At 66.1% G+C, this 17,940-nt stretch carries 19 protein-coding genes; 17 read left to right on the plus strand and 2 right to left on the minus strand.

Annotation, left to right across the window (positions count from 1 at the left end; all coding sequences use genetic code 11):
- The first annotated feature begins 416 nt into the window (after positions 1-416).
- The 3 genes from rho to prfA all read left to right on the plus strand — a co-directional run bounded on the left by rho (position 417) and on the right by prfA (position 3,833).
- Complete coding sequence (gene rho, locus ABZ789_RS14965; RefSeq protein WP_358424964.1) at positions 417-2,312, plus strand: transcription termination factor Rho; 1,896 nt, start codon at positions 417-419, stop codon at positions 2,310-2,312.
- A gap of 121 nt (positions 2,313-2,433) precedes the next feature.
- Entirely contained in the window at positions 2,434-2,667 is a 234-nt protein-coding gene (gene rpmE / locus ABZ789_RS14970; RefSeq protein ID WP_358424921.1) for a 50S ribosomal protein L31, read from the plus strand.
- Between the two features lie 86 nt (positions 2,668-2,753).
- Positions 2,754-3,833 carry a peptide chain release factor 1 gene (prfA, locus tag ABZ789_RS14975; RefSeq protein ID WP_358424923.1) on the plus strand — a complete coding sequence of 360 codons (1,080 nt, stop codon included), beginning with the start codon at positions 2,754-2,756 and terminating at the stop codon, positions 3,831-3,833.
- A 31-nt stretch (positions 3,834-3,864) separates the two neighbouring features.
- Here prfA and ABZ789_RS14980 read toward each other — a convergent pair whose 3' ends face one another.
- Positions 3,865-4,353: a hypothetical protein gene (locus tag ABZ789_RS14980; protein WP_358424925.1), complete on the minus strand. Its 489-nt coding sequence runs from the start codon at positions 4,351-4,353 to the stop codon at positions 3,865-3,867.
- A 177-nt stretch (positions 4,354-4,530) separates the two neighbouring features.
- On the opposite strand from ABZ789_RS14980, the gene prmC reads away from it, so the two are divergent.
- From prmC to ABZ789_RS15045, 13 genes are all read left to right on the plus strand, one after another.
- Positions 4,531-5,454: a peptide chain release factor N(5)-glutamine methyltransferase gene (gene prmC / locus ABZ789_RS14985; protein WP_358424927.1), complete on the plus strand. Its 924-nt coding sequence runs from the start codon at positions 4,531-4,533 to the stop codon at positions 5,452-5,454.
- A 51-nt stretch (positions 5,455-5,505) separates the two neighbouring features.
- Positions 5,506-6,168, plus strand: a complete 663-nt coding sequence (locus tag ABZ789_RS14990) for an L-threonylcarbamoyladenylate synthase (protein WP_358424929.1) — start codon at positions 5,506-5,508, stop codon at positions 6,166-6,168.
- A gap of 19 nt (positions 6,169-6,187) precedes the next feature.
- Complete coding sequence (locus ABZ789_RS14995) at positions 6,188-7,393, plus strand: MraY family glycosyltransferase (protein WP_358424931.1); 1,206 nt, start codon at positions 6,188-6,190, stop codon at positions 7,391-7,393.
- 11 nt (positions 7,394-7,404) lie between these two features.
- The gene (locus tag ABZ789_RS15000; protein ID WP_358424932.1) at positions 7,405-7,884 is read left to right on the plus strand and encodes a hypothetical protein; all 480 of its coding nucleotides are present in this window, start codon (positions 7,405-7,407) and stop codon (positions 7,882-7,884) included.
- A gap of 409 nt (positions 7,885-8,293) precedes the next feature.
- A complete protein-coding gene (atpB, locus tag ABZ789_RS15005; RefSeq protein WP_358424966.1) occupies positions 8,294-8,992 on the plus strand; it encodes a F0F1 ATP synthase subunit A in 699 nt (232 codons plus the stop codon).
- A gap of 90 nt (positions 8,993-9,082) precedes the next feature.
- A complete protein-coding gene (locus ABZ789_RS15010) occupies positions 9,083-9,331 on the plus strand; it encodes an ATP synthase F0 subunit C (RefSeq protein WP_006552591.1) in 249 nt (82 codons plus the stop codon).
- Between the two features lie 13 nt (positions 9,332-9,344).
- Positions 9,345-9,908, plus strand: coding sequence for a F0F1 ATP synthase subunit B (locus ABZ789_RS15015; RefSeq protein ID WP_358424935.1), 564 nt, complete (start codon positions 9,345-9,347; stop codon positions 9,906-9,908).
- Positions 9,909-9,913: 5 nt separating this feature from the next.
- Positions 9,914-10,729 (plus strand): F0F1 ATP synthase subunit delta, encoded by an 816-nt coding sequence (locus ABZ789_RS15020; protein WP_358424937.1) that lies wholly within the window; start codon positions 9,914-9,916, stop codon positions 10,727-10,729.
- Positions 10,730-10,789: 60 nt separating this feature from the next.
- Entirely contained in the window at positions 10,790-12,433 is a 1,644-nt protein-coding gene (gene atpA / locus ABZ789_RS15025) for a F0F1 ATP synthase subunit alpha (RefSeq protein WP_358424939.1), read from the plus strand.
- Positions 12,434-12,481: 48 nt separating this feature from the next.
- Positions 12,482-13,465, plus strand: coding sequence for a F0F1 ATP synthase subunit gamma (locus ABZ789_RS15030; RefSeq protein ID WP_358424941.1), 984 nt, complete (start codon positions 12,482-12,484; stop codon positions 13,463-13,465).
- Positions 13,466-13,471: 6 nt separating this feature from the next.
- Complete coding sequence (gene atpD / locus ABZ789_RS15035; RefSeq protein ID WP_241387121.1) at positions 13,472-14,920, plus strand: F0F1 ATP synthase subunit beta; 1,449 nt, start codon at positions 13,472-13,474, stop codon at positions 14,918-14,920.
- A 6-nt stretch (positions 14,921-14,926) separates the two neighbouring features.
- Positions 14,927-15,295, plus strand: a complete 369-nt coding sequence (locus ABZ789_RS15040; RefSeq protein ID WP_358424943.1) for a F0F1 ATP synthase subunit epsilon — start codon at positions 14,927-14,929, stop codon at positions 15,293-15,295.
- A 39-nt stretch (positions 15,296-15,334) separates the two neighbouring features.
- Positions 15,335-15,769, plus strand: coding sequence for a DUF2550 domain-containing protein (locus ABZ789_RS15045; protein ID WP_358424945.1), 435 nt, complete (start codon positions 15,335-15,337; stop codon positions 15,767-15,769).
- On the opposite strand, the gene ABZ789_RS15050 is transcribed toward ABZ789_RS15045, so the two are convergent.
- Positions 15,766-16,353 carry a cob(I)yrinic acid a,c-diamide adenosyltransferase gene (locus ABZ789_RS15050; protein WP_358424947.1) on the minus strand — a complete coding sequence of 196 codons (588 nt, stop codon included), beginning with the start codon at positions 16,351-16,353 and terminating at the stop codon, positions 15,766-15,768. The two genes, ABZ789_RS15045 and ABZ789_RS15050, sit on opposite strands and share 4 nt — an antisense overlap.
- Positions 16,354-16,410: 57 nt before the next feature.
- Here ABZ789_RS15050 and murA point away from each other — a divergent pair, with 57 nt between their 5' ends.
- Positions 16,411-17,691, plus strand: coding sequence for a UDP-N-acetylglucosamine 1-carboxyvinyltransferase (gene murA, locus ABZ789_RS15055; protein WP_358424949.1), 1,281 nt, complete (start codon positions 16,411-16,413; stop codon positions 17,689-17,691).
- Positions 17,692-17,940 lie beyond the last annotated feature (249 nt).

The following is a 17,940-nucleotide window of genomic DNA, read 5'->3' on the forward strand; positions in this document are numbered from 1 at the left end:
TCCGGTGCGGCGATTCTTGCCCTACGTACAGATCGTCGCTATTCTGTGGGGTGTCCGCACGTCGTGCGTATCAGTCGCCGGATTCTCCAGGGCAATCACTCCAGCTCCATCGGGGCGTCGAGCCTGGATCGATCCTCACCTGCTCCCGGATCCGGGAGGGGGACCGACCGCACCCACCGGATATCGGTGTGGTGGCGGACGTGCCGACCGTTCGTTTTCCCTGAACTCGTACGGCAAATCCCAGCTCAGTGGACGAACTGATCTGCGGGACGACCCCTCTGCTGCGCATGGAGCGAGCGAGGGAAGGAAGGATCTCCGTGACAGATACGGACCTGATCGCTACACCTGCTCTCGACATTCCCGAGGCCGACAGCCGGACGACCACGCGCGGTCGCCGCGGAGCAGGCCTTTCGGGCATGGTGCTGGCCGAGTTGCGGACTCTCGCCGCCGAGCTCGGAATCAAGGGCACCTCCGGGATGCGCAAGGGCGATCTCATCGCTGCGATCAAGGAGCGGCAGGGCAGCGGCGGCGCCGCACCTTCCTCCGAGCAGCCTGCAGCCGCGCCGACCGCCGGCTCCGAGAAGACCGGCTCGGCCGAGAAGGCAGAGGGAGTGCCCGCGCGTGGCACCCGCGGTCGCCGTGGTCGTCCGGCGGCGGACGAGACCGCCAGGCCCGAGGCCTCCGCGACCGAGAAGAAAGCCGTCGCCGAACCGGCCGAAGCAGGCTCGCAGGACAGGGCGCAGGCCGACCAGACTCCCAGCGGCGACAACGAATCCGAAGGAAACCGTCGCAACCGCGGCCGTCGTGGTCGTCGTGGTGCCGACAATGCCGAGCAGAACCAGCAGACCGAGACCGGTGACTCGTCCGACGAGGGTCGTCAGGATCGGGACTCGCAGCGCGACAAGGGCCAGGACCGCACCGCCGGTGACGGTTCCTCGCGCCGGGGTGACCGCAATCAGGGCGAGCGCAACCAGGGCGAGCGCAACCAGGACGGTGGCGATCGCGACGGCGGCAACCAGGGGCCTCGCCAGGGCCAGGACAACCGTGGGGGAGACGACGAGGAAGGGGGCCGCGGACGTCGCGGCCGTCGCTTCCGCGAGCGTCGCCGTGGACGCGACCGCAACGAGAGCGGTTCGGATTCGCGCGAACCCGAGATCCGTGAAGACGACGTCCTGCAGCCGGTCGCCGGCATCCTCGACGTACTCGACAACTACGCGTTCGTTCGCACATCGGGCTATCTGGCCGGACCGAACGACGTGTACGTCTCGATGAACATGGTGCGCAAGAACGGTCTGCGTCGCGGCGACGCGATCACCGGTGCCGTGCGAGTGCCTCGTGAAGGGGAACAGGGTAACCAGCGCCAGAAGTTCAATCCGCTGGTCCGCCTCGACACCGTCAACGGTCGCGACGTCGAATCGGCCAAGCGCCGTCCGGAATTCAACAAGCTCACCCCGCTGTACCCGAACCAGCGACTGCGCCTCGAGACCCAGCCCAACATCCTCACCACCCGTGTGATCGACCTGGTCATGCCGATCGGTAAGGGGCAGCGTGCGCTCATCGTGTCGCCGCCGAAGGCCGGTAAGACGACCGTCCTGCAGGACATCGCGAATGCCATCGCCGTCAACAACCCCGAGTGCTACCTGATGGTCGTGCTCGTCGACGAGCGTCCCGAAGAGGTCACCGACATGCAGCGATCGGTGAAGGGTGAGGTCATCGCCTCGACCTTCGACCGGCCGCCGTCGGACCACACGTCGGTCGCGGAACTCGCCATCGAGCGGGCGAAGCGTCTCGTGGAGATGGGGCAGGACGTCGTGGTGCTCCTCGACTCGATCACCCGCCTCGGCCGCGCGTACAACAACTCGTCGCCGGCCTCCGGACGCATCCTGTCCGGTGGTGTCGACTCGACGGCGCTGTACCCGCCGAAGCGTTTCCTCGGTGCTGCCCGCAACATCGAGAACGGTGGCTCGCTCACGATCATCGCCACCGCGATGGTCGAGACCGGCTCGACCGGCGACACCGTGATCTTCGAGGAGTTCAAGGGCACCGGTAACGCCGAGCTCAAGCTCGACCGGAAGATCGCCGAGCGGCGCGTGTTCCCGGCGGTCGACGTCAACCCGTCCGGTACCCGCAAGGACGAGCTGCTCATGAGCCCCGACGAGTTCGCGGTGGTGCACAAGCTGCGCCGTGTGCTCTCGGGTCTCGATTCGCACCAGGCGATCGACCTGCTCATCGACCGGCTCAAGAAGTCCAAGACGAACATCGAGTTCCTCATGAATGTGGCGAAGACCGCACCGGGGGCACTCGACGACTGACGTCGGCGCCCCGGGAATTTCTTCCCGGGGCCCTACGTTTGGCATAATCGACAGGCTCAGTCCGGCTCCGGTTCACGTCTTCGACCCGCGAAGGCGACCCGGCGGCCACGAAAGGGACACCATGAAGGCAGGAATCCACCCCAACTACGTGACGACGACCGTCGTCTGCGGTTGCGGTAACACGTTCGAGACGCGCAGCACCAAGGAGTCGGGACGGATCACCGTCGAAGTCTGCTCCAACTGCCACCCGTTCTACACCGGTAAGCAGAAGATCCTCGACACCGGTGGTCGTGTCGCGCGCTTCGAGGCTCGCTACGGCAAGCGTGCGCCGAAGAAGGCCGCTTCCGACAGCTAGCTGTCACGCCGACGCCCGGTACTGCCTCGTGCAGGCCGGGCGTCGGCATTTTCATTGCAAGGACCGAATCAGAGCGGAGCACACTCATGGCGGGGCAGACCAAGCCGTCGGCCATCGACGACATCCTGGCCGAACACGCGGGTCTGGAGCAGCAGTTGTCCGACCCGTCGCTGCACGACGATCCGGCAGCGGCTCGCCGGGTGGGTAAGCGATTCGCCGAACTCGCCCCCGTGATGTCGACCTACAACGCTCTGAAGCAGGCACGCGACGACCTCGAGGCGGCGCGTGAACTCGCCGCCGACGATGCGTCGTTCGCGTCCGAGGTGGACGACCTCGAAGAGCACATCGCCGAACTCGACCGGTCCCTGACCGATCTCCTCGCGCCCCGCGACCCGCACGACGGTGACGACGTGGTTCTGGAGGTCAAGTCGGGGGAGGGCGGCGAGGAGTCCGCACTGTTCGCCTCCGATCTCGCCCGCATGTACACGCGGTACGCCGAACGGGCCGGTTGGCGCGTGGAGGTTCTCGGCGCGACCTATTCCGATCTCGGTGGGTACAAGGACGTCACCCTGTCGATCAAGTCGCGGACCGACGTGCGCGACGGCGTGTGGTCCCGCCTGAAGTTCGAGGGCGGCGTGCACCGGGTTCAGCGCGTGCCCGTGACCGAGTCGCAGGGACGCGTCCACACCTCCGCGGCCGGTGTCTTCGTCTACCCGGAGCCCGACGAGGTCGAGCAGGTGCAGATCGACGAGAGCGACCTGCGGATCGACGTCTACCGATCGTCCGGCAAGGGTGGCCAGGGGGTCAACACCACCGATTCGGCCGTGCGCATCACGCACCTCCCCAGCGGCATCGTCGTGACCTGCCAGAACGAAAGGTCCCAGCTGCAGAACAAGGCCCGCGCGATGCAGGTGCTCGCCGCGCGCCTGCAGGCGGCGGCCGAAGAGGCGGCGGAAGCGGAGGCCTCGGCAGGTCGTGCGAGCCAGGTGCGCACCGTCGACCGGTCGGAACGCATCCGCACCTACAACTTCCCGGAGAACCGGATCACCGACCACCGCATCGGTTTCAAATCCCACAACCTCGACGCGGTGCTCGACGGAGAGCTCGACGCGCTGCTCGACGCGCTCGGTGCCGCAGACCGCGAAGCCCGGCTCGCGGCGGAGTAATCACGCGAGCCGGGCTTCGAGGGGAACTGGACTACTGGTTGTCCACCGGCTCGGGGGACGCTTCGTCATCCTCATCGGGTGTGGGTGCGGGTGCGGCAGCCGGAACGTTGGTCAGATCAAGGCCCGGTAGCAGGAAGCAACCCTGGCCGCCGGCATTCTCGTGGGCACCCCAGACCGCGCTCACGACGAGTCCTTCACCCGTTTCCAGCGCAATCGCAGGCTCCTCACCCTCCTCCGCCGGCGGGAGGACGCCATCCCCCAGTTGCAGGGTCGACAGGTTCACCCAGTTGATCTGACCGCCACCGCTGCCGTCCTGCTCGATCTCGTACTCGATCCCGCCCTCCGGCAGGTCCGCCTCGTCGGGGGCGGTCTCGGTGTCGACCGGGCCGATGCCCGCCGGGCATCCGATGGGGGTCGGCTGCAGGTCGATCGGTTCGGCGCTCGCGAGCGCAGGCGCTGCGAAAGCGGTCGCGCCGGCAGCAGCGAGAACGGTGATGCTGCGCACGGTCCGTGTCCTCATGAATCAATCCCTTTCTGTCGATGAAACCGACCGGAAGGTATCGGTCCCGATGCGGGTGCCCGCCCTTTCCACCCGCTAATCACATTCGGCCCGAGATCGCGTGGGATGTCGGTTATGTGTGCAATGCGAGGACTACCTGCGCGTAGCGCACTGCGCAGGTCGTGGCACGCTGTACGCGTGAGTCGTCAACCTCTGCGCCTGGCCATCATCGAAGCGGCATCGGTCCTCGAGGAAGCGGGAGTCCCGAGCCCGCGGGTCGACGCCGAACTTCTCGCCGCGCATCTGCTGGGCATCGAGCGCGGACGGCTCGGTCTCGTGCCACTCGTCGACGCCGCGACCATCGATGCCTACCGCTCCATGGTCGAACAGCGGGCCAAGCGGATACCGCTGCAGTACATCACCGGCACATCGCCGATGGGGGAGATCGATGTCGCCGTGGGGCCAGGGGTGTTCGTCCCCCGGCCCGAGACGGAACTTCTCCTGGGGTGGGCGCTGGCCTTCCTCGAACGTCACGGCAATCGCAATCCTGTCGTCCTCGACCTGTGCACGGGTTCCGGCGCCCTGGCCCTGGCGATTGCGCACGCCCGCCCGGACGCCGAGGTCCACGCCGTGGAACTCGAAGCGAAAGCGCTGGCGTGGGCGCGCCGCAATGCCGAAACCCGCGCGCGAGAAGGCGACACCCCGATCCACCTGTCTCAGGGTGACGTCACCGACCGCACGCTGCTCACGAACCTCGAAGGCACCGTCGATCTCGTGGTCGCGAACCCGCCGTACATCCCTGAAGGGGTCGAACTCGAACCGGAGGTGATCGAGCACGACCCGCACTCCGCGCTCTTCGGAGGGAGGGACGGGTTGTCGGTCATCCGGCCGATGGTGTCGAACATCGCGCGATGGCTACGGATCGGGGGTGCGGCGGCGGTCGAGCACGACGACTCCCACAGCCTGCTCGTCGCCGAACTGTTCGAGCAGCGGCGCGTCTTCGGCGATGTCGTACGACACCCTGATCTTGCCGGTAGAGCACGGTTCGTCACCGCGCATCGGGTTCCGACCGAGGTGGAGGCGGGTCGCATGAAGTCGGTACGGTCTGCTGTGGACGGCTGACGAACAGGACCCGTGAAGTGTCCATTGTGGCCCGAGTGGAAGGATGAGCACGTGAGCACCGTGTACGACTGCAACAACGAAGCTTCGCGTGCTGCCGGCCTCAATGCGGCGCGCGGTGCATTGAAGGCCGGCCGACTCGTCGTGGTACCCACCGACACGGTGTACGGCATCGCGGCCGATGCGTTCGATTCGGACGCTGTGACCTCCCTCCTCCGGGCGAAGGGGAGGGGGCGCGACATGCCGGTGCCGGTCCTCGTCGGGTCGTGGACCACCATCGACGGACTCGTCACCTCTGTGCGTCCCGAGGCGAGGGAGCTGATCCGTGCCTTCTGGCCGGGCGGACTCAGCCTGGTCGTCCACCAGGCTCCTTCTCTCGCATGGGATCTCGGAGACACCCGCGGAACGGTCATGCTCCGCATGCCCCTCCATCCCGTCATCCTCGAGTTGTTGCGTGAGGTAGGTCCGCTCGCGGTGTCGAGTGCGAACGTCTCCGGTCGGCCGCCCGCGACGAACGTCGCCGAGGCGCGCGAGCAGCTCGGGGCCTCGGCGAGCGTCTATCTCGACGGCGGCCCGGCCGAGCACGGTGTGGCATCGACGATCGTCGACCTCACCGGTGACCGTCCGCGCATTCTGCGCGAAGGTGCGGTATCGGCCGAAGCGCTCGCAGAGGTGCTCGACGACGATCCCGAGCGCCTTCGCTCCGGCGGGGAGTGACGGCGGAGGAGCGGAGCTCGTGACTGCAGCCGACACCACCGCCGTACTGCTCGCTCAAGCCGGGCGCGGCGCCGGCGTTCCCATCAGAGAACTTCTACTCGTCCTGCTCACCTCCGCGGTGGTGACCTTCCTCGCGACCGGTGTGGTGCGGATCGTCGCCCTGAAATTCGGGGCGGTCGCCATCCCCCGTGACCGCGACGTGCACGTGGCCCCCACCCCGCGGATGGGTGGGGTGGGAATGTACATCGGCCTCGTCGCCGGCATCGTCTTTGCGCAGCAGTTACCTGCTCTGACAAGGGGATTCGAGTACACGCCGGCCATGGGGGCAGCTCTCGTCGCGGCTTCGATCATCGTCGTCGTCGGCATAGTCGACGACCGGTGGGGTCTCGACGCGCTCACCAAGTTCGTCGGGCAGGTCACCGCCGCGGGCGTGCTCGTCGTCATGGGCGTGAGCTGGATCGTGATCTACGACCCGTTCAGTGCGTCGACCCTCGTGCTCGACCAGTTGCAAGGTGGTCTCATCACCGTCGCCATCGCCGCGGTGATGATCAACGCGATGAACTTCGTCGACGGACTCGACGGACTCGCGGCCGGCCTGGGTCTCATTGCTGCCCTCGCGATCTGCGCGTTCTCCGTCGGCTTGCTGGTCGACCAGGGTGGAGACGTCTCCGCCTACCCGCCCGCGCTCATGGCCGCGGCGCTCGCGGGTGCCTGCCTCGGTTTCCTGCCGCACAACTTCCAGCCCGCCAGAATCTTCATGGGTGACTCGGGATCGATGCTGATCGGGCTCATGCTGGCGGCGATCTCGACGAGCGCCTCGGGTCTCATCCCGCTCAGCGCGTACGGTTCGCGCGACCTGCTGGGCCTGGTCTCGCCGCTGATCCTGGTCGGTGCGGTGATGTTCATCCCGATCCTCGATCTGCTCCTCGCGATCGTGCGGCGCACGCGGGCGGGGGTCAGCCCCTTCAGTCCGGACAAGATGCACCTGCATCATCGTCTCCTGCAGATCGGGCACTCACATCGCCGCGTCGTGCTCCTGCTGTACCTGTGGGTCGGCATCCTCGCTTTCGGGGCTGTCGGTTCGTCCCTGCTCGACCGGCGGGCCGTGGTGCTGATCCTCGCAGGCGGTCTCGTGTTCGCTCTCGTCGTCACGGCTGTGCCGTCGCTGCGGCGGCACGACGAGGCGGGGGAGACGCCGCCGGAGCGCTCCCCGGAGGTGGGTTAGGCTCGGATATCGTGACGAACCCCGATCATCCCGAAACCGACCACGGTCTGCCCTCGCTGCCCGACCCGATCGCACCCATGCGCGCGGCCGTGCGGTACGGCGCGCTCGGTCTGCTCGCTCTCGCCGTCGTGGCGGCGGTGGTCTCGACGTTGGTCGCCGGGACGCCCGGTCTGTGGGGTGCGCTGATCGGCGCGGCCGTCGGAGGAGGATTCATCCTCTTCACCGCTCTCGGTGTTCTCCTGACCTCGAAGATGCCGGCGATGACGGCCGGAGCGGTTCTTCTCGGTACCTGGCTGCTCAAGCTGATCCTCGCGATCGTCGTAATGGGCTCGCTCGATTCGCTCGACTTCTACAACCGCAACGCGCTCGTGCTGACCATCGTCTTTGCCCTGGTCATCGTGCTGGGAGCCGAGACCTACGGGGTGCTCTCGCAGCGCGCCCTGTATGTCCAGCCGCAGGAGTCGTCCGAGGTGGACAACGACGAGCGGTAGTAGCATCGGATGTCGATAACCCCCTACGTAGGAACCCACCTACGCGCTGTCGTAGAGCAGTTGGTAGGGTGAGTTCTGCGAGAGTGACACTGCACGCATCAGGTTTGAAAACGGTGCGCAGTTGTGACTTCGTAGGCGGTCGTGTTCAAATGGCCGCCGAGTCGACGAGAGTCGCCGACACCGGCAGGAAGCGGGACCGTTCACGCGGTTCGGACCACTGGCGAATACGCGAGCCGACCTGGTCGACTTCTGGATCGTCAATGTCCGATCGAACCGCAGACGGCATGCCTGCGGCCGACTACGGGAGAGAGCGCTGAGCGTCACCACCTTGGCAGCCGGAGAATTCCACGCGCCGTCACTAGCCGATTTTTTCCCACCGCCGATCCTGTTCGAAGGCACTCCCTTCGAGATGGACCGGCTGATGCTCATTCGCGTCGCCGTCGCCGTGATCGTCGCACTGTTCTTCTTCTTCGCGCTGCGCAGTCCGAAGATCGTGCCACGGGGCGTGCAGAACGTCGCCGAGATCATGATCGATTTCGTCCGGATCTACATCGCCGAGGACATCCTCGGTAAGGAACAGGGACGCCGATTCCTCCCGGTCATCGTGACCATCTTCTTCCTGGTCGCCGGGCTGAACCTCACGTCGATCATTCCGTTCCTCAACATCTCGTCCAACGCACGTATCGGTATGCCGATCGTGCTCGCGGCACTCGCCTACATCGTCTTCAACTATGTGGGCATCAAGAAGTACGGATTCTTCCGTTACGTCAAGAGCAGCATCGTCATCCCGAACCTGCCGCCCGCCCTTCACGTGCTGGTGATCCCGATCGAGTTCGTCTCGACGTTCATCCTGCGGCCGTTCACCCTGACCATTCGTCTCATGGCCAACATGCTGGCCGGTCACATCATGCTCGTGCTGTTCTTCAGTGCCACCCAGTTCTTCTTCTTCGATTCCGACGGCCTGATGAAGGTGTTCGGCATCGGTTCTCTCATCGGCGGAGTCGCGTTCACCTTCTTCGAGCTCCTGGTGATCGTCCTGCAGGCCTACATCTTCGCGCTGCTCACCGCGGTGTACATCGATCTGGCGCTGCACGCCGAAGAGCATTAGCTCGACGAACGGCACGACCCACATCTACACACAGACTGACTCGGTTGCCGACTCCCGGGGCCGAGCCACAAGAAAGGGAATGGAACACCAATGAGCGTTGCGCTTCAGGCAGCAGACGTCCTCGCCCAGGAGACCACGATCTCGGGTGCAGGCGCCATCGGCTACGGCCTCGCCGCCATCGGCCCCGGCATCGGCATCGGCATCGTTGTCGGTAAGGCGATCGAGGGCATGGCCCGTCAGCCCGAGATGGCCGGCCAGCTGCGCACCACGATGTTCCTCGGTATCGCATTCACCGAGGCCCTGGCGCTGATCGGCATCGTCGCCGGCTTCATCTTCTGATTCGACGATCACCATGGCTGACAGCATCCTGATTCTCGCGGCAGAGGGAGGGGAGACTCCTAATCCCCTCCTCCCCGCGACATACGACATCGTCTGGTCGCTGGTCGCCCTGATCATCGTCGGATTCGTCTTCTGGAAGTTCGTGCTTCCGATGTTCCAGAAGGTGCTCGACGAGCGTTCGGAGCTGATCGAAGGCGGCATCAAGAAGGCAGAGGAAGCTCAGGCGGAGGCTGCGGCCGCGCTCGAGCAGTACCGGAGCCAGCTCGCCGAAGCCCGCACCGAGGCGGCGCAGATCCGTGAAGAGGCCCGTGCACAGGGCCAGCAGATCATCGCCGACATGAAGGCGCAGGCCCAGGAGGAGAGCGACCGCATCGTCGCTGCCGGCCACAACCAGCTGCAGGCCCAGCGCCAGCAGATCGTGGCCGAGCTGCGCAGCGATCTCGGACGCAGCTCCGTGGATCTCGCAGAGAAGATCCTCGGCGAGGCACTCACGGACGACGTGAAGCGTGCCGGCTCGATCGATCGGTTCCTCGACGAACTCGACTCCATCAGCGCTGATTCTGCATCCGGAAAGTGAGCACAATGTACGCAGCAAGCCGTGAGGCACTCGCTCATACGCGTTCCGCGTTGCAGTCCGCCCTGGGCTCGGGTGCCGCGACTGCCGCTGCGGCTCAGACCGGCTCCGAGCTGTTCTCGGTGGTCGAGGCGCTCGACAACCAGCGTGCTCTTCGGACCGCGCTGGCCGACGCCTCGGCCCCGGCTGCCGTTCGCGAGCGGCTGGCCGAGCAGGTCTTCGGCGGCAAGGTTTCGGCTCAGACCCTCGCGACCGTCAAGGCCGCAGCGGGACAGGACTGGTCGGCCCAGTCCGATCTGACCAACTCGCTCGTCCGGCTCGGCCGTGAGGCGCTGCTGAAGGCCGCAGCGGACCAGGACCAGCTCGACGCCGTCGAGGACGAACTGTTCCGCCTCGGTCGCATCGTGGCCGGCGATCCCGCACTCGAGCAGACGCTCTCCGATCGCAGCGCTCCGGCCTCGGCCAAGCGTGATCTGCTGACGCGGCTGCTCTACGGAAAGGTGACTGCGGTCACCGAGGCGCTGGCGGTGCACGCGGTCGGGCGGCTCACCCAGCCTCCGGCCGACACGTTCGACGAGTTGTCGGCGCTCGCAGCCGCCCAGCGGGACCGTGCGGTCGCTCATGTCCGCAGTGCGGCACCGCTCGATACGCGGCAGGAGGAGCGGCTCACCGCGATCCTGTCCCGCATCTACGGGAAGCCTGTGACGGTGCACGTCGAGGTCGATCCCGAGCTTCTCAGTGGATTGGTCGTCCGGGTGGGCGACGAGGTCATCGACGGTAGTGCCGCGGGTCGACTCGCAGCAGTGCGCAAGAGCCTCACGTAGTCCACTACCGAACACACACATAGATCTTTTCGAAGACCAGATACCGAGAGCAGGAAGAACATGGCGGAGCTGACGATCTCCTCCGACGAGATCCGTAGCGCGATTGACAATTACACCGCGAGCTACTCCCCGGAGGCCTCCCGCGAGGAGGTCGGCGTGGTCGTCGACACCAGTGACGGCATCGCGCACATCAGCGGTCTGCCGTCGGCGATGGCCAACGAGCTGCTGGAGTTCCCCGGCGGCGTCCTCGGTGTGGCTCTCAACCTCGAGGCCACCGAGATCGGTGCCGTTATCCTGGGTGACTTCCAGACGATCGAGGAAGGCCAGGAAGTCAAGCGGACCGGCGACGTTCTGTCGGTGCCGGTGAGCGACAACTTCCTCGGCCGCGTCGTGAACCCCCTCGGTCAGCCGATCGACGGCCTCGGCGACATCGAGGCCGACGAGACGCGCGCCCTCGAGCTGCAGGCCGCGACCGTGCTGGAGCGCCAGCCGGTCGAGGAGCCGCTGCAGACCGGCATCAAGGCCATCGACGCGATGACCCCGATCGGCCGTGGCCAGCGTCAGCTCGTGATCGGCGACCGCAAGACGGGTAAGACCGCGGTTTGCATCGACGCGATCCTGAACCAGAAGGCGAACTGGGAGACCGGCGACCCGAAGCAGCAGGTCCGCTGCATCTACGTCGCGATCGGCCAGAAGGGCTCGACCATCGCGGGTGTCAAGCAGGCACTCGAGGAGAACGGCGCGATGGAGTACACCACCATCGTCGCGGCTCCGGCCTCCGACTCCGCCGGCTTCAAGTGGCTCGCTCCCTACACCGGCTCGGCCCTCGGCCAGCACTGGATGTACCAGGGCAAGCACGTCCTCATCGTGTTCGACGACCTGACCAAGCAGGCCGAGGCCTACCGCGCGATCTCGCTGCTGCTGCGTCGTCCGCCGGGACGTGAGGCGTACCCCGGTGACGTCTTCTACCTGCACTCGCGTCTGCTGGAGCGCTCCGCCAAGCTCTCCGACGAGCTCGGTGGCGGCTCGCTGACGGCTCTGCCGATCATCGAGACCAAGGCGAACGACGTGTCGGCCTACATCCCGACCAACGTCATCTCCATCACCGACGGTCAGGTCTTCCTCGAGTCCGATCTGTTCAACAAGGGCGTTCGCCCCGCGATCAACGTCGGTATCTCGGTTTCCCGAGTCGGTGGCGCCGCCCAGACCAAGGGCATGAAGAAGGTCTCCGGTTCGCTGCGTCTCGAGCTCGCTCAGTTCCGTGAGCTCGAAGGCTTCGCCGCCTTCGCATCCGATCTCGACGCTGCCTCGAAGGCTCAGCTCGAGCGCGGTCAGCGTCTCGTCGAGCTCCTCAAGCAGGACCAGTACGCCCCCATCGCGGTCGAGGACCAGATCGTCTCGATCTTCCTCGCCGGTGAAGGCGTCTTCGACTCGGTTCCGGTCGACGACGTGCGCCGCTTCGAAGCCGAACTCCTCGAGGATCTGCACCGCAACGCCGCAGGCGTCTACGAGCAGATCGCCGGTGGCAAGGCCCTGACCGACGAGTCGATCGAGGCACTCCTCGCGGCGACCGCCAAGTTCAAGGAGGGCTTCATCGCCTCCGACGGCAGCCGTGTCGTGAACGAGGCCGAGGCCGAGGCGCTCGGCGCCGACGAGGTCGAGCAGGAGCAGGTCTCCGTCAAGCGCACCTCCGTTCGCAAGTGAGCGGGGAGTCCATGACCCAGCGTCCAGTGAAGGGAGTGTGATCGACGAATGGCGAACTTGCGTGAACTGCGCTCGCGGATCAAGTCGGTCAACTCGACCAAGAAGATCACCAAGGCGCAGGAACTGATCGCGACGTCGCGTATCACGAAGGCCCAGGGCCGAGTGGCAGCGTCCAAGCCGTACGCCGAGGAGATCACCAAGGTGCTCTCCGAGCTGGCGAGTGCGTCGGCCTCGTTGGATCACCCCCTGCTCAACGAGCGTGAGAACCCCAAGCGTGCCGCAGTGCTGGTCGTGACCAGCGATCGCGGTATGGCCGGCGGTTACAACTCCAACGTCCTCAAGGAAGCCGAGGAGCTGCGTCAGCTGCTCCTCAGCGAGGGCAAGGAGCCTGTGCTGTACGTGATGGGTGGTAAGGGCCTCGGCTACTACACGTTCCGTGAGCGTGAAATCGCCGGTGCCTGGACGGGCTTCTCGCAGGAACCCCGTTACACCGACGCTGCCAAGGCGAGCCGCCACCTGGTGGAGCTGTTCATGGCGGGCTCCGGCACCGAGGTGCCGGCTCCCAACGGCGAAGGCACCATCGAGGGCGTCGACGAACTGCACATCGTCTACACCCGTTTCGTGTCGATGCTGACGCAGACCCCCGAGGTTCGCCGGATGGCTCCGCTCGAGGTGAGCGTCACCGAGGACGAGATCGACCTCGGTGAGGACATGCTCAGCGACGGACACCGCACGGCCCCCGGCGAGGGACCGCAGGCGGTGTACAACTTCGAGCCGGAGGCGGGAACGCTCCTCGAGGCGCTTCTGCCGAAGTACATCAGCACGCGTATCTACGCGTCGCTGCTGGACGCGGCGGCCTCCGAGTCGGCGGCCCGTCGTACCGCCATGAAGGCCGCGACGGACAATGCCACGGAACTGGTGAACACCCTCAGCCGTCAGGCGAACCAGGCCCGCCAGGCCCAGATCACCCAGGAAATCAGCGAGATCGTCGGCGGTGCCGGTGCGCTCGCCTCGAGTGCAGGAAGTGACTGAACCACAATGACCGCAGCAGTAACCGACAACAACGCCGGTGCGGCGTCGGCCCTTGCCGGGCGCGTCGTCCGCGTCATCGGCGCCGTCGTCGACGTGGAGTTCCCGCGTGGCGCCGTGCCCGAGCTGTTCAACGCCCTGCACGCAGAGGTCACTCTGCCGTCCGTGGCGAAGACCCTGACCCTCGAGGTCGCGCAGCACCTGGGTGACAACCTGGTCCGCACGATCTCCATGCAGCCGACCGACGGCCTCGTCCGTGGCGCCCCCGTGTCCGACACGGGCAAGCCGATCTCGGTGCCCGTGGGTGACGTCGTCAAGGGCCACGTGTTCAACGCGCTGGGCGACTGCCTCGACGCGCCGGGCACCGGCCGCGACGGCGAGCAGTGGGGCATCCACCGCAAGCCCCCGGCCTTCGATCAGCTCGAGGGTAAGACCGAGATTCTCGAGACCGGCATCAAGGTCATCGACCTGCTGACCCCCTACGTCAAGGGCGGCAAGATCGGTCTGTTCGGTGGTGCCGGTGTCGGCAAGACCGTTCTGATCCAGGAGATGATCACCCGTATCGCGCGTGAGTTCTCCGGCACGTCGGTGTTCGCCGGCGTCGGTGAGCGCACTCGTGAGGGCACCGACCTCCACCTCGAGATGGAAGAGATGGGCGTCCTCCAGGACACCGCCCTGGTGTTCGGCCAGATGGACGAGCCGCCGGGAACGCGTATGCGCGTCGCCCTGTCGGCCCTGACGATGGCGGAGTACTTCCGTGACGTCCAGGGACAGGACGTGCTCCTGTTCATCGACAACATCTTCCGCTTCACCCAGGCCGGTTCCGAGGTCTCGACCCTCCTCGGCCGTATGCCGTCGGCCGTGGGTTACCAGCCCACGCTCGCGGACGAGATGGGTGAGCTCCAGGAGCGCATCACCTCGACGCGTGGCCGCTCGATCACCTCGCTGCAGGCGATCTACGTGCCCGCCGACGACTACACCGACCCCGCGCCGGCCACGACGTTCGCTCACCTCGATGCGACCACCGAGCTCTCGCGTCCGATCTCCCAGATGGGTATCTACCCCGCTGTGGATCCGCTGACGTCGACCTCGCGCATCCTCGAGCCGGGCATCGTCGGTGCCGACCACTTCCGGGTGGCCAACGAGGTCAAGCGGATCCTGCAGAAGTACAAGGAGCTGCAGGACATCATCGCCATCCTCGGTATGGACGAGCTCTCCGAAGAGGACAAGGTCACGGTCGCCCGTGCCCGTCGTCTCCAGAAGTTCCTCGGCCAGAACTTCATCGTCGCCGAGAAGTTCACGGGTCAGCCGGGTTCGGTCGTGCCGCTCAGCGACACCATCGAGGCTTTCGATCGCGTGTGCAAGGGCGAGTTCGACCACCTGCCCGAGCAGGCGTTCAACAGCTGCGGTGGACTCGACGACGTCGAGGCTGCAGCCAAGAAGATCGCCGGAAAGTAGGCCACCGTGGCTGAGATGAGCGTGGACATCGTTGCCGTCGAGGAGCGTGTGTGGTCCGGGTCGGCGACTCTCGTCACCGCCCAGACCACCGAGGGCGAGATCGGCATCATGCCCGGTCACGAGCCTGTGCTCGGCCAGCTCGTCGAGGGTGGTGTGGTGTCCGTCAGGACCGAGAACGGTGAGCGGATCGTCATGGCCGTCCATGGCGGATTCCTCTCGGTGACCGCTACGACGGTGACGGTGCTCGCCGAGGCCGCCGACCGCGTGGAGGACATCGACGTCGAGGCAGCCCGATCGGCTCTCACCGATGAGAATCGGGACGAGTCGGAGGTCGCAGCGGCGCGAGGCCGTCTGCGGGCTGTCGAACGGGCCTGATCTTCGAACTACGACAAGCCGCGACGGAGCCGACGAGCAGTGTCACTCGGATTATTGATTCTCACGATCCTTGTGGTGCTGCTCGCGGTCTCCGTCGCGGCTTTGTTGTACCGCCTGTTCACCCTCCGCGGCGGAGGCACCGCCGCGATCCTGCGAGTGATGCCCCAGAACGAAGGTTCCGGATGGAGACACGGAATCATCCGATACGGAGACGAAACGCTCGCGTTCTACAAGCTCTCGAGCCTTCGACCGGGCCCCGATTCGCGTCTGACCCGTCAGGGGATAGAGGTGCGGTCGCGTCGGCAACCGACAGGCAATGAATTCGACATCATGACCGAGGACATCGTGATCCTCGATGTGGTCGACCGCGACGACTCGTACGAGATCGCGCTCGACAGCGGCGCCTTGATGGCCTTCATGTCCTGGGTGGAATCCAGGCCGGACGGCCGGTCTCAGCGCCGCCGCCCCCTCTAGAGAGGCTTTCTCACGGCGCCCGCTCCGGGCTGCCACAGCACGTCGCCTTCGGGATTCGCGAGCCGGCTCAGGATGAAGAGCAGGTCCGAGAGCCGGTTGAGGTATTTGGCCGGCAGCACACTGGTGTCGTCAGGAGCAGCTTCCACAGCCGCCCACGCCGCGCGTTCTGCGCGTCGCGCCACCGTCCTGGCGGTGTGCAGGAGGGCGGCAGCAGGGGTGCCGCCCGGAAGAATGAACGAATCGAGCGGCTTCAGCTCTTCGTTGAACTCGTCGCACCAGCCCTCGAGCCGCTCGATGTACTGCTCGGTGATCCGCAGCGGGGGATACTTCGGGTTTTCGACCACGGGAGTGGACAGATCGGCGCCGGCGTCGAAAAGGTCGTTCTGTATCTGGCGGAGGACCGGGATCAACCGTTCCGGGAGCGCACCGAGTGCGAGTGCGACACCGATCGCCGCGTTGGTCTCGTCGCAATCGGCGTATGCGACCAGACGAGGGTCGTTCTTCGAGACGCGAGAGAAGTCACTGAGCCCGGTCGTTCCGTCGTCTCCGGTGCGCGTATAGATCCGTGTGAGGTGCACTGCCATGGCCGTCACGGTACCGGCTCTGCTCTTCCGGCGGACACGCCGTTACGCTGTGTCGTTGTGAGTGAACGCTTTCTTGTCACGGGTGGGAACCGCCTTTCCGGCGACGTCGTCGTCGGGGGCGCCAAGAACAGCGTGCTCAAATTGATGGCCGCGGCCCTGCTCGCCGAGGGCACGACCACCATCACGAACTGCCCGGACATCCTCGACGTGCCCTTGATGGCCGACGTGCTGCGCGGTCTCGGGTGCGAGGTCGAACTGGAGGGCGACGCGGTGCGCATCACGACACCTGCCGAGCCCGAGTACCGCGCCGACTTCGCGGCCGTGCGCCAGTTCCGGGCATCGGTCTGCGTGCTCGGTCCGCTCGTAGCTCGATGCCGCAAGGCGATCGTCGCGTTGCCCGGCGGTGACGCCATCGGCTCCCGTCCACTCGACATGCACCAGGCAGGGCTTCGGTTGCTCGGCGCGCATTCGACGATCGAGCACGGATGTGTCGTCGCGGAGGCCGACGAGCTGTACGGAGCCACCATCCGGCTGGCGTTCCCATCGGTAGGGGCGACGGAGAACATCCTGATGGCCGCGGTCCTCGCCGACGGGGACACGACGATCGACAACGCAGCGCGTGAACCCGAGATCGTCGATCTGTGCAACATGCTCATCCGAATGGGCGCGCGGATCACCGGTGCCGGAAGCACCACCTTGCGTGTGTCGGGGGTGTCTGCGCTCCGGCCGACGGAGCATCGGTGCATCGGGGACCGGATCGTCGCGGCGACGTGGGGGATCGCAGCGGTGATGACGCGAGGCGATCTCGCAGTCCACGGAGTGAACCCGAAGCATCTGGCGCTGGTGCTGGACAAGTTGCGCAGTGCAGGCGCAGACGTCACGCCTCTCCCGGACGGGTTTCGCGTCCTGCAGCGGGAGCGCCCGCGCGCCGTGAACTTCGCGACGCTGCCGTTCCCGGGCTTTCCGACCGACTTGCAACCGATGGCGATCGGACTCGCAGCCGTCGCCGACGGCACCTCCATGATCACCGAGAACGTCTTCGAGGCCCGGTTCCGCTTCGTCGAGGAGATGGTGCGCCTCGGAGCGGACGCCCGTACCGACGGGCACCACGCGGTCGTGCGAGGAGTGGAGCAACTGTCGAGCGCACCGGTGTGGGCGTCGGACATCCGGGCGGGTGCCGGATTGGTGCTCGCCGGCTTGTGTGCCGATGGGGTCACCGAAGTGCACGACGTCTACCACATCGACCGCGGCTATCCGCGATTCGTCGAGAACCTTCAGGAGCTGGGCGGAGCTATCGAACGGGTGGGCGTCGACGAGGGCCGGCTCCTGTCGCGGTAGCGGAGAACTGCAGGGCGACGGGCTGTGGCGGGCGTCACGAAAGCCGATCTGGTCCGGCCTGCGTTGTTTCGCCTCGCCCACCAGCGGTTTCATCGAGTCCCACCGGCGTTGACCAGGCGATTTGGCAAGCAGTTGATCCTCACGTAACTTAGTTCAGGTCAGAGCGACACGGACACCGACCCGGGCCGGAAGGAACGGGACAACGAGGTTGGACGAAGGCGCCTGCAGATTTCACTGGTTCGAAACCTT

Source organism: Rhodococcus sp. NPDC047139 (assembly GCF_040643435.1).
GTDB lineage: Bacteria > Actinomycetota > Actinomycetes > Mycobacteriales > Mycobacteriaceae > Rhodococcus.

What these genes read in the sequence shown, in the direction of transcription:
- atpD (WP_241387121.1), top strand. Translation starts at nt 13,472, where the DNA reads ATGACCGCAGCAGTAACCGACAACAACGCCGGTGCGGCGTCGGCCCTT.
- atpA (WP_358424939.1), top strand. Translation starts at nt 10,790, where the DNA reads ATGGCGGAGCTGACGATCTCCTCCGACGAGATCCGTAGCGCGATTGAC.
- atpB (WP_358424966.1), top strand. Translation starts at nt 8,294, where the DNA reads ATGGACCGGCTGATGCTCATTCGCGTCGCCGTCGCCGTGATCGTCGCA.
- prfA (WP_358424923.1), top strand. Translation starts at nt 2,754, where the DNA reads ATGGCGGGGCAGACCAAGCCGTCGGCCATCGACGACATCCTGGCCGAA.
- rho (WP_358424964.1), top strand. Translation starts at nt 417, where the DNA reads ATGGTGCTGGCCGAGTTGCGGACTCTCGCCGCCGAGCTCGGAATCAAG.
- ABZ789_RS15030 (WP_358424941.1), top strand. Translation starts at nt 12,482, where the DNA reads ATGGCGAACTTGCGTGAACTGCGCTCGCGGATCAAGTCGGTCAACTCG.
- ABZ789_RS15020 (WP_358424937.1), top strand. Translation starts at nt 9,914, where the DNA reads ATGTACGCAGCAAGCCGTGAGGCACTCGCTCATACGCGTTCCGCGTTG.
- ABZ789_RS15015 (WP_358424935.1), top strand. Translation starts at nt 9,345, where the DNA reads ATGGCTGACAGCATCCTGATTCTCGCGGCAGAGGGAGGGGAGACTCCT.
- ABZ789_RS14980 (WP_358424925.1), bottom strand. Translation starts at nt 4,353, where the DNA reads ATGAGGACACGGACCGTGCGCAGCATCACCGTTCTCGCTGCTGCCGGC.
- ABZ789_RS15050 (WP_358424947.1), bottom strand. Translation starts at nt 16,353, where the DNA reads ATGGCAGTGCACCTCACACGGATCTATACGCGCACCGGAGACGACGGA.
- rpmE (WP_358424921.1), top strand. Translation starts at nt 2,434, where the DNA reads ATGAAGGCAGGAATCCACCCCAACTACGTGACGACGACCGTCGTCTGC.
- ABZ789_RS15010 (WP_006552591.1), top strand. Translation starts at nt 9,083, where the DNA reads ATGAGCGTTGCGCTTCAGGCAGCAGACGTCCTCGCCCAGGAGACCACG.